The sequence below is a fragment of the Amycolatopsis sp. NPDC051371 genome (assembly GCF_040682155.1).
In the GTDB taxonomy this organism is placed as follows: Bacteria; Actinomycetota; Actinomycetes; order Mycobacteriales; family Pseudonocardiaceae; genus Amycolatopsis.
The window spans coordinates 51,514-61,667 of record NZ_JBFBAG010000018.1; the positions used below are offsets into that span (position 1 = coordinate 51,514).

Annotated in this window: 13 protein-coding genes; all 13 read left to right on the forward strand. The window is 70.6% G+C overall.

From position 1 onward, the window contains the following. Window positions 1-26 precede the first annotated feature (26 nt). The 13 genes from coaD (at window position 27) to AB0M59_RS22610 (ending at window position 10,061) form a co-directional block, all read left to right on the forward strand. The gene (coaD, locus tag AB0M59_RS22550) at window positions 27-512 is read left to right on the forward strand and encodes a pantetheine-phosphate adenylyltransferase (RefSeq protein ID WP_364617876.1); all 486 of its coding nucleotides are present in this window, start codon (window positions 27-29) and stop codon (window positions 510-512) included. 94 nt (window positions 513-606) lie between these two features. After that, the gene (locus tag AB0M59_RS22555) at window positions 607-1,302 is read left to right on the forward strand and encodes a ribonuclease domain-containing protein (protein ID WP_364617878.1); all 696 of its coding nucleotides are present in this window, start codon (window positions 607-609) and stop codon (window positions 1,300-1,302) included. A 66-nt stretch (window positions 1,303-1,368) separates the two neighbouring features. After that, the gene (locus AB0M59_RS22560; protein WP_364617880.1) at window positions 1,369-1,869 is read left to right on the forward strand and encodes a SigE family RNA polymerase sigma factor; all 501 of its coding nucleotides are present in this window, start codon (window positions 1,369-1,371) and stop codon (window positions 1,867-1,869) included. Next, the gene (locus tag AB0M59_RS22565; protein ID WP_364617882.1) at window positions 1,869-2,543 is read left to right on the forward strand and encodes a hypothetical protein; all 675 of its coding nucleotides are present in this window, start codon (window positions 1,869-1,871) and stop codon (window positions 2,541-2,543) included. The genes AB0M59_RS22560 and AB0M59_RS22565 overlap by 1 nt, the downstream gene beginning before the upstream one ends. 113 nt (window positions 2,544-2,656) lie before the next feature. After that, window positions 2,657-3,385 carry a DivIVA domain-containing protein gene (locus AB0M59_RS22570; RefSeq protein ID WP_364617884.1) on the forward strand — a complete coding sequence of 243 codons (729 nt, stop codon included), beginning with the start codon at window positions 2,657-2,659 and terminating at the stop codon, window positions 3,383-3,385. A 235-nt stretch (window positions 3,386-3,620) separates the two neighbouring features. Further along, window positions 3,621-4,223, forward strand: a complete 603-nt coding sequence (locus tag AB0M59_RS22575; RefSeq protein WP_364617886.1) for a YceD family protein — start codon at window positions 3,621-3,623, stop codon at window positions 4,221-4,223. Window positions 4,224-4,293: 70 nt separating this feature from the next. Continuing rightward, window positions 4,294-4,476, forward strand: a complete 183-nt coding sequence (rpmF, locus tag AB0M59_RS22580) for a 50S ribosomal protein L32 (protein WP_013223689.1) — start codon at window positions 4,294-4,296, stop codon at window positions 4,474-4,476. A gap of 13 nt (window positions 4,477-4,489) precedes the next feature. Beyond that, window positions 4,490-5,248 carry a ribonuclease III gene (gene rnc, locus AB0M59_RS22585; protein WP_364617888.1) on the forward strand — a complete coding sequence of 253 codons (759 nt, stop codon included), beginning with the start codon at window positions 4,490-4,492 and terminating at the stop codon, window positions 5,246-5,248. A gap of 89 nt (window positions 5,249-5,337) precedes the next feature. Further along, a complete protein-coding gene (locus AB0M59_RS22590; RefSeq protein ID WP_364617890.1) occupies window positions 5,338-6,693 on the forward strand; it encodes a polysaccharide lyase 6 family protein in 1,356 nt (451 codons plus the stop codon). 45 nt (window positions 6,694-6,738) lie between these two features. Further along, the gene (mutM, locus tag AB0M59_RS22595; protein ID WP_364617892.1) at window positions 6,739-7,608 is read left to right on the forward strand and encodes a bifunctional DNA-formamidopyrimidine glycosylase/DNA-(apurinic or apyrimidinic site) lyase; all 870 of its coding nucleotides are present in this window, start codon (window positions 6,739-6,741) and stop codon (window positions 7,606-7,608) included. A 58-nt stretch (window positions 7,609-7,666) separates the two neighbouring features. Further along, window positions 7,667-8,101: a helix-turn-helix domain-containing protein gene (locus tag AB0M59_RS22600; protein ID WP_364617894.1), complete on the forward strand. Its 435-nt coding sequence runs from the start codon at window positions 7,667-7,669 to the stop codon at window positions 8,099-8,101. 215 nt (window positions 8,102-8,316) lie between these two features. Then, a complete protein-coding gene (locus AB0M59_RS22605; protein ID WP_364617896.1) occupies window positions 8,317-8,886 on the forward strand; it encodes a hypothetical protein in 570 nt (189 codons plus the stop codon). Further along, window positions 8,883-10,061 carry an MAB_1171c family putative transporter gene (locus tag AB0M59_RS22610; RefSeq protein ID WP_364617898.1) on the forward strand — a complete coding sequence of 393 codons (1,179 nt, stop codon included), beginning with the start codon at window positions 8,883-8,885 and terminating at the stop codon, window positions 10,059-10,061. The genes AB0M59_RS22605 and AB0M59_RS22610 overlap by 4 nt, the downstream gene beginning before the upstream one ends. Window positions 10,062-10,154: the final 93 nt, after the last annotated feature.

A 10,154-nucleotide genomic window follows, 5' to 3' on the forward strand; every position in this document is an offset into this window, starting at 1 on the left:
ACCTGCGGCACGGTAGCGTCCGCGCCATGCGGCGTGCGGTCTGTCCCGGTTCCTACGATCCGGCCACCAACGGGCACCTGGACATCGTCGAGCGGGCGGCCCAGCTGTTCGACGAGGTCGTCGTCGCGGTGGGGGTGAACAAGAGCAAGAAGGGCCTCTTCGAGCTCGAAGAGCGCCTGGACATGCTGCGCGAGATCACCTCGAAGCTGCCGAACGTGCGGATCGACTCGTGGGAAGGCCTGCTGGTCGACTACTGCCGCGAGAACGACATCGTGGCGATCGCCAAGGGCCTGCGCTCGGTCAGCGACTTCGACTACGAGCTGCAGATGGCGCAGATGAACCGCGAGCTCACCGGCGTCGAGACGCTGCTGATGGCGAACAACCCGGTGTACGGGTTCGTGTCGAGCTCGCTGGTGAAGGAGGTCGCGGCCCTCGGCGGCGACGTCGAGAACCTGGTCCCGCCGGTGGTCTACGAGCGCCTCTCGGAGAAGTTCCCGAAGCTCGGGCGCTGATCGGCCCCCTACGTTCGTCGGGACTTGCGGCCGGTGCCGCCCCAGTTCACGTTCTTTTCTTCTGACGATCATCCGGTCGGGTTACGGTCCGAAAATGACCAACTATCGATCACGCCTGGTCGCGGTCCTCTTCGCGCTCCTGGCCACGCTGTTCACGGGGGTCACCGCCGCCGAAGCGGTGACGAACACGACGGCCGCGCAGAACGCGTGCGGCAACCTGTCCGGGTTCTCCCACACGACGCTCCCGGCCCTGCCCGCCGAGGCGACGACGACGTACAACCTGATCCAGAAGGGGGGCCCCTTCCCGTACCCGCAGAACGACGGCGTCGTCTTCGACAACCGGGAAGGCATCCTCCCGTCCTGCGCGTCGGGCTACTACCACGAGTACACAGTCCCGACACCCGGCTCGAGCAACCGCGGCACGCGCCGCATCGTGACCGGCAGCGGCGGCGAGTACTTCTACACCGGTGACCACTACGCCACCTTCAAGGTCATCGACATCAGCGGCGGCGGCACGACGCACGCCTGCGGCGACCTGTCCGGCCTCACGAAGATCGGCTACTCCCAGCTTTCGGCGGCGGCTCGCACGGTGGTGGACAACGTCCGCGGCGGCGGGACCAGCAGCACGACGTACGAGAACCGCGAAGGCGTGCTCCCGGCCTGCGCGTCCGGCTACTACAAGCTGTTCAACGTCGGCACGAACGACCGCGTGATCTCCGGCAAGGCGGGCGAGCTGGCCTACACACCCGACCACTACGTCACCTTCAAGCGGATCGACCTGAATTCCTGAGTTCCGTGCAACGCGCCGCGCCCCCTCGTCCGTGAGGTACACCGGGACGACGACGAGGGAGGCGCGATGCGCGCTGGGGACGACGCGGACTTCCGGGAGTTCGCCCGGGCACGGGCGCTGGCGCTGAGACGCACGGCGTACCTGCTCTGCGGCGACTGGCACCTCGCCGAGGACCTGGTGCAGAACGCCCTGGTCAAGCTCTACCGGGTCTGGCCGAAGATCACCCGGCGCGGGCCCGTCGACAACTACGCCCGGCAGGTCCTGCTGCGCTGCTGGCTCGACGAGCGGCGACGGCCGTGGCGCCATCGCGAACGCCGTGACGGTGTCGTGCCGGACCGGCCCTCGCCCGAGGTCGACGCCGGGATCTCCGGCTCGCTCCTGCACGCCCTCGCCGAAGTGCCCCCCAAGCAGCGCGCCGCCGTCGTGCTCCGCTACTGCGCCGGCCTGCCGGCCGCGGAGGTCGCGGAAGTGCTGCGCTGCTCGGAAGGAACCGTCCGGAGCCAGGCCGCGCGCGGGCTCGAGACCCTTCGGGACGTCCTCGAGCACAGCGCGGAGAGGAGCGCGTGATGACCGATCTCGAGACCCGCCTGCGGGACGTGGAGCTCGCCGAGCCGCCGCTCGGGTTCGACCCGGACGAGGTCGCCGACCGCGCGGCGAGGCAGGTCCGGCGGCGATCCGCCGCGGTGGTCGTCGCGACCGTCGCGGTCGTGGCCGCGGCGTTCCTGGTTCCGTCGCCGGCACCGGTGGTACCCGCGGCGGCACCGGTGCCGCCGTCGCTCGCCGAGCAGTCCCGGATCCGGCTGGTGCTCGCCGATGCCGTCACGCGGGCGCTGCCCGGCGTCCACGACCTGACCTTGGGCCGGTCGTCGGCCGACAGCATCGGGCCGGAGCGGATGAGCGTGACGGCCGAGTTCGTCGACTCGAGCGGACGGCCCGGGAACTTCCAGCTGACCGTGCGCGGGGCGCGGGCCGCGCACCAGGTCGTGCCGGCCGACCGGCTCTGCACCGCGTCCGGCTCGGAGGCGCGCTGTGTCCGGCTCCCGCAACCCGACGGCGGCGTCCTCGTGCTCTCCGAACTCGTCTACCTGGACGAAAACGGCACTCCCGTGCGTGACGGCATCACCGGGTTCCTCTACCACCCCGACGGCTCGACGGTGATCGTGACCGGCGGCCTCGGCTATCCGCTGACCGAAGAACAGCTCACGAAGGTGATCACCGATCCGGCCTTCGTGCTGCCATAAGGGGGTCCGGCACCGGGCGTGGTCCAGGGGGACACGCCCGGTGCCGGTGGCGTTCACCGGTTCCGCGGGGAAAACGGGCAGACTGATCTCAGCGACAGGGGATTGGAGTTGCCGTGTACCGGGTTTTCGAGGCGCTCGACGAGCTCGTCACCATCGTCGAGGAGGCGCGCGGCGTTCCGATGACGTCCAGCTGCGTGGTGCCCCGCGGCGACGTGCTCGAGCTCCTGGACGACGTCCGCGACGCGTTTCCGGCGGAGGTCGACGACGCGCAGGACGTGCTCGACAAGCGTGACGACCTGATCCACGCCGCCCGCAAGGAGGCGGGGGAGACGGTCGCCGGCGCGAACGCCGAAGCCGAGCGCGCGATCGCCGACGCCACCGACGAGGCCGAGCGCATCATGGCCGACGCGCGCGCCCGGGCCGAGCAGATGCTCGCCGACGCGCACGACCAGGCCGACCGCACGGTCGCGGCGGGCCAGGCCGAGTACCAGAACCTCACCGACCGGTCCCGCGCCGAGTCCGAGCGCATGATCCAGGCCGGCCGCGACGCCTACGACCGCGCCATCGAGGACGGCCGTCTTGAGCAGTCCCGGCTGGTCGCGCAGACGGAGGTCGTCCAGGCGGCGCACGCGGAGTCGGCGCGGATCGTCGACGAGGCCCACGCGGAGGCCGACCGCCAGCGCGCGGACTGCGACGCGTACGTGGACGGAAAGCTGGCGGAGTTCTCGGAGCTGCTGGCGACGACGCTGCGAACGGTCGACTCCGGTCGCAACCACCTGCGTTCCCCGGCGAACCTGCCGAACTCGGGCGGCCGCCCGACGCTGTACGACTACCAGGTGTGACGAGCCTCTCAGTGGCCCCGTGGTCCTGACCTCGAGCCGAGTTGCCCACAGCCCGGTCGTGATGGGGACAACCCGGTCCGAGCTGCGGTTTTCCCGGCTTTCCGTCGGCCGCCCCCGATACGCTGGAGGCGGGGCCGGCCCCAGGGAAGGGCGGGGGCTGCGCTTCCGGCATTCGTCCGGCCCGCGCGGGTGGCCAGCTCGAAAGGGCCGGCACCCGGTGCGTACCCTGGACTGGATGTCCGAGAACAAAACCCCCCAGCTCGACGACCGCAGCCCCTGGGTGATCGACACCCGTGAGCTCGGCCGTCACGCCGGCCTCAGCCGCGCGATCACGCGCAGCGTGCCGGTGGAGACGCCACTCGGCGTCCCCGATGTCATCACCATCGACGCCGGCTCCGAGCTCAAGCTCGACCTGCTGCTCGAGTCCGTCGTCGAGGGCGTCCTGGTCAGCGGCACCGCGACGGCGACCGCGAAGGGCGCCTGCGCGCGCTGCCTCGACCCGCTGACCGAAGAGGTCGAGGTCGAGGTCCAGGAGCTGTTCGCCTACCCGGGCTCGGTCACCGAGGAGACCACCGACGAGGACGAGATCCCCCGGCTGGTCGACGACCGCATCGACCTCGAGCCCACCGTGCGCGACGCCATCGTGCTCGCCCTGCCGCTGGCGCCGCTGTGCACCGAAGACTGCGCCGGGCTGTGCATCGACTGCGGCGTCAAGTGGGCCGATCTCGAGCCCGGACACGGGCATGAGAAGATAGACCCTCGGTGGGCCGCACTGGTCGAGCGCTTCGACGAGAATGCGGGCGAGAAGCCTGCGCCGGGTCCCGCCGAGCAAGCCTGACGAGCGCCCCAGCTCGTTGCGGAGGAAGTTCGCTCGCACCGCGAGCAGACCGTCTTAAGGAGATCTACTCGTGGCCGTCCCGAAGCGGAAGATGTCGCGATCCAACACGCGCTCCCGCCGCAGCCAGTGGAAGGCGGCTCCGGTGCAGCTGGTGCCCTGCTCCAACCGCGCCTGCAAGCAGCCGAAGCTCCAGCACATCGCGTGCCCGTCGTGCGGCCAGCACAACGGCCGCCAGGTCGTCGAGCCCGCCTGATCGGGTAGCCGACATGGGGGGCAAGACGCCCGGGGGACCACCAGCCGATCCGGCGCCGTTGCTCGAAGCGCTCGGGGTCACACTCGACCCCGAGCTGCTCGAGCTGTCGCTGACCCACCGTTCGTACGCGTACGAAAACGGTGGCCTGCCGCCGAACGAGCGGCTGGAGTTCCTCGGTGACGCCGTGCTCGGCCTGGTCGTCACCGATCACCTGTACAACACGCATCCCGACCTGCCCGAGGGTCAGCTCGCGAAGCTCCGCGCCAGCGTCGTCAACATGCACGCGCTGGCCCGGGTCGCGCGCGGGCTCGGCGCGGGCGGGCTCGGGGCGCACCTGCTGCTGGGCAAGGGCGAAGAGCTCACCGGCGGCCGGGACAAGGCGAGCATCCTCGCGGACGGCCTGGAAGCCGTCATCGGGGCCGTCTACCTCGCGCACGGCATCGAGATCGCCCGCAAGCTCGTGCACCACCTCTTCGACGGCCTGCTCGCCGAAGCTCCGCTGCGCGGTGCCGGTCTCGATTGGAAGACCAGCCTGCAGGAGCTGACGGCGTCGGCCGGTCTCGGCGTGCCCGAGTACCGCGTCGAGGACACCGGTCCGGACCACCGCAAGGAGTTCACGGCCACCGTCCTCGTCGCCGGCCGCCCGCTGGGCAACGGCAACGGGTCGACGAAGAAGGAAGCCGAGCAGAAGGCCGCCGAGACGGCTTGGCGCTCGTTGTCGGCCGAGCTCGAAGCCGAGAAGGCCGAAAAGAAGGACGAACCGGAGTCCTGATCACCGGGAACGTCCGTTGACGGTTCCGCCTGCCACTCAGTAGCGTGATGATCATCCGCCGCGCTTGTACTCACTGAGAGGTATGGCGGATGCGTCTGTTCTTGATTCCCCTGATCGTGGCCGCGCTCGTCGTCGTGCCCGGACCCTCCGCGTCGGCGGCGCAGATCCGCGTAACCTCGCTGTCGGCGCTGCAGTCCGCGCTGGACAAGGCGAATCCGGGTGACACGATCGTGGTGGCCGACGGCTCGTACTCGGCGGGCTCGACGCTCTCGATCAAGCGGTCCGGCACCAGTGCGGCACCCGTGACGGTCGCCGCCGAGCACACCGGCAAGGCCACGATCACCGGCTCGAAGACGTTCGCCTTCGCGAGCGGCGTCTCGAACGTGGTCCTGCGGGGCTTCAAGTTCCGCAACGGCGCGTCCCTGAGCATTCCTGCCGGCGCGTCGCACAACCGCCTGACCCGCAACGACTTCCAGCTCACCAGTGACGGCAACTGGGTCACCGTGAGCGGCGACGACACGGTGGTCGACCGCAACGTCTTCCAGAACCGCACCAGCCAGGGTGTGTTCCTGCAGATCCTCGGGCCGTCCGGTGCCATGGCCAAGCGCGTCCACGTGCACCACAACTACTTCTTCAACCACCAGTTCGCCGGTTCGAACGGCGGCGAGTCGATCCGGCTCGGGCTGAGCGACCGCCAGTCGTACACCGCGAACGCGCTGATCGAGAACAACCTGTTCGAGAAGGCCGACGGTGACAGCGAGGCGATCTCGGTCAAGTCGTCCGACAACGTGGTGCGGTACAACACGATCCGGGACAGCAAGGGCTACATCGTGCTGCGCCACGGCAACCGCAGCGTCGTCGAGGGCAACCTGCTGTTCGGGTCGGGCATCCGGTTCCACGGCAACGACCACAAGATCGTGAACAATTACGTCGCGAACAGTGGCGACCGCGCGATCGTGTTCGGGTCCGGCGACGAGGCCGACAGCGGGCCGGCGAGCAAGCTCCACGATCGACCCGATCGGGTGACGGTCGCCTACAACACGGTGCTGGGTTCGAAGAGCGTGATCGACGGCGACGGCGGCGACTTCAAGCCGAAGGACTGCGTGGTCGCGGACAACATCGTCAAGGGGACGAGCAGCACTCTGGTGACGCTGCCCAGCGGGTCGACGGTGAAGTACGAAGGCAACATCACCTTCGGCGGTTCGGCGGGTGTCCCGTCTCGCAACGTCGATCCGAAGCTGGTGAAGGACGCGGCCGGGCTGTACCGGCTGGCTTCGGGGAGCCCGGCGATCGACGCGGGCGTGGGTTCCTACCCGTCGGCGGCGAAGGACTTCGACCTGCAGTCCCGTTCGGGCGCTTTCGACGTCGGCGCGGACGAGTACGTCTCCTCCGGTGCGACGCGGGTCCCGCTGACGAAGGCCGACGTCGGACCGAGCGCCCCGTAACAGCGCCTTTCGAAAAGTGTCAGACCTCCCGGGCACAATGAACGCATGCCCGAACTCCCCGAGGTCGAAGTCGTCCGCCTGGGTCTGCAGGCGCACGTCGCGGGCCGGACCATCCGCGAGGCGGAGGTCCTGCACCCGCGCGCCATCCGCCGGCACGCGCTGGGAGCGGAGGACTTCACGAAGCGGCTGATCGGCACCCGCGTCGAGGCCGCGCGGCGCCGCGGCAAGTACCTGTGGCTGGAGCTGTCCGACAAGGAAGCGCTGCTGGCCCACCTCGGGATGAGCGGGCAGATGCTCGTCCAGCCGGAGAGCGCGCCGGACGAGAAGCACCTGCGGGTGCGGCTGCGCTTCGACGACGACGGCCCGGAGCTGCGGTTCGTCGACCAGCGGACGTTCGGCGGCCTGGCGCTCGACGACGTCCACGACGTCGGCGACGACATCCTGCTGCCGGACACGATCGCGCACATCGCGCGCGACCCGATGGACCCGGCGTTCGACCTCGACGCGGCGGTGCGCGCGCTGCGGTCGCGGCGCACCGAGGTCAAACGGGCGCTGCTGGACCAGACGCTGGTGTCGGGCATCGGCAACATCTACGCGGACGAGGCGTTGTGGCGCGCTCGTCTGCATGGGTCCCGGCCGACCGAAAAGCTGACGATGGCGAAGGGCCGCGAGCTGCTGTCGGCGGCGTCGGACGTGATGAACGCGGCGCTGGGCGCGGGCGGCACTTCGTTCGACGCGCTGTACGTGAACATCAACGGGCAGTCGGGGTACTTCGACCGGTCGCTGGACGCGTACGGGCAGGAAGGGCTGCCGTGCCACCGGTGCGGCACGGCGATCCGGCGGGAGCCGTTCATGAACCGGTCGTCGTTCTCCTGTCCGCGATGCCAGCCGCGGCCTCGCGCCAACTTGCGTTGATAAATGGTGTTCAGCTTTCAGCTAGGATGAATGTGCCTGGCAGCTGAGGGAGTGCATCGTGGTCAAGGAGCCCGGAAAGTCGACGCTGGCCGACAAGATCGACCGGCTGTTCCACGTGGTCCGCAGGCCCGATCGGGAGCCGTACAGCAACGAAGAGGTCGCGAAGGCCTGCCGTGAGGCAACAGGCGAGAGCTTCTCGACGACGTACCTGTGGCAGCTGCGCACGGGCCGCCGCGACAACCCGACGAAGCGGCACCTCGAAGCACTGGCCCAGTTCTTCGGAGTGCCTCCGGCATACTTCTTCGACGACGAGCAGAGCGAGAAGATCGCCGAGGAGCTGGCCCTGCTGGGCGCCCTCCGCGACGCGGGAGTCCGCGACTTGGCCCTGCGCGCGGTGACCCTGTCGGCGGACGGGCTCGACACGATCAGCGACATGGTCGACGCGATCGCCCGGAGGGAGGCGAGTCGCGGCGGACCGAAGAGGGAGGGCTGAGGTGACGGCGTTCGCAGGAGCGGTAACCGGGCTGAGCCTTGCGTCGCACACCCACCTGCCCACGGGGTTGAGCTGCAGGCCGAGCGCTCTCGCGAGTCGTCGATCCGCCGGCTCGAAATCCGTGCGGCCGATCTTGCTCCCCTCGCGTATCCCCGCCGGTGTCGCCGCGTTGAACCGGCCGGAGCCGTGGGGTCGCGGCGTGAGGGAGGGCTGACGTGGCGCGTACATCGTGGCGCCGGCGACCGGGGCGTGCGCTGTGGAAGCGGGCGCGTGAGGTCGCCGATGGCGTCACCCTTCCCGAGCCCTTCGATGCCGAGGCGTTCGTCGCGAGCCTGGCCGCCGGGCGGGGGCGTCCCATCGAGCTCATGCCCGTCAGCGCTCCCGAAGGCGCTCCCTGCGGGCTGCTCATGAGCACCGAACGCGCCGACTACATCCTTTACCCGACCACCACCACCGCCCTGCACCGGCAGCACATCCTGCTCCACGAGGTCGGCCACCTACTGTGCGGCCACACCGGCCCGGCCGGCGGCGCGGACGGTGTCGCGATCGACGCCGCGGCCGGGCGGCAGCTCATGCCCAGCCTCTCGCCCGAGCTGGTCCGGCGCGTGCTCGGCCGCACCACCTACACCGAGGTCGAGGAGCGCGAAGCCGAACTCGTCGCGAGCCTGCTCGCCCAGCGCGTCGTCCGGCCCGGGGAGCCGCGCGAGCTCGCGCCCGACGCCCCGGACGGCCTGCGGCGCTTCGACTCCCTCTTCGGCGGCCGGTCCCGCCGCCGGACGCCGTGATCGAGACCCTGGCCTACCACCTGTGCCTGGTCGGGTTCGCCGGGTTCGGGTACAAGCTCGTCGAGGCGCGCCGCAGCCAGCCGGTGCGCACCATGTGGTTCCTCGCCGGGTTCGGCATCTGCATCGCCACCGGCATCCTCGTGCTGACGCCCGCGATGGCCGCCCTCGCCGGCCAGGGGCCGGTAGCCGAATGGGTCCTCAGCCTGGCCGGCGACGAGCTGAAGCTGGGCGCGATCGGCTTCGCCGTGGCGTTCACGCAGTCGGTATGGCGCGGCGAAGGCGCCCGGCTCGCGCCGCACGCCCTGTTCACCGGCGCGACGATGGTGGTGCTCGCGGCGTGCTTCGTGCTCTCGAGTCCGCGGCGCGTCGGCGACGACACGGTCTTTGCGGACGCCGGCCTGCCTTTCGCGCTGGCGGACAAGCTCGTCTTCCTGGCTTACAGCCTGATCAGCCTCGGCCTGCTGATCGCGGTGTTCGCCCGCAGCGCGTGGCACGCGGACCCGGGCCCGCTGCGCACCGGGCTGTGGCTGCTGGTGGTCGGCGTGGGCGCGGCGTTCGCGTGGACGTTCTGGGACATCGACGACGTCCGCCAGCTCGCCCAGACCGCGCGGATCGGCGCCCGCGAAGACCTGCCGTCGTCGGTGCTCGCCGCGACGACGATCGGGTTCGTGACGGCCGGTGCCACGCTCAGCGCGTGGTCGCCGGCGGTGACGTCGGTGATCGGCCGGGTGCGGGCCTACCGGGCGTACCGCCGCATCGAGCCGTTGTGGACGGCGTTGCGCGCGGCGGTGCCGGGCATCGCGCTGGACCCGGGCCGCGAGCTGACGGGCGGCGCCGAGTTCGCGCTGTACCGCAGGGTGATCGAGATCCGCGACGGTCACCTGGCGCTCCGAGCCCACTTCGACCCGGACCTTCCGGCCCGGGCGGAGACGGCGGCCCGCCGGGCGGGAGTTCCGGAAGCCGAGGTGGCGCCGACGGTCGAGGCGGTGACCCTGGCCGCGGCGATCGAGGCGGGCCGGCAGGGCAGAAGGTTCGAGCCTGGGGAGGGCGAGGCCGGGTACCTCGCGGAGGCGGACGCGGACGTCGAGGCGGAAGCGGCCTGGCTGGTCCGGGTGAGCCGGGCGTGGCAGCGCGGCGCAGTGGTGGACCGGGTCCGGACGAGCGCGCTCGGCTGAGCGCCCCAATGTGGCGTTCGGTGCGTGGGACGCAGGCGACCCGAGGCTCGGTGAAGAGCACCTCGACGTCCAGGTCACCGTGATCGCCCGGGC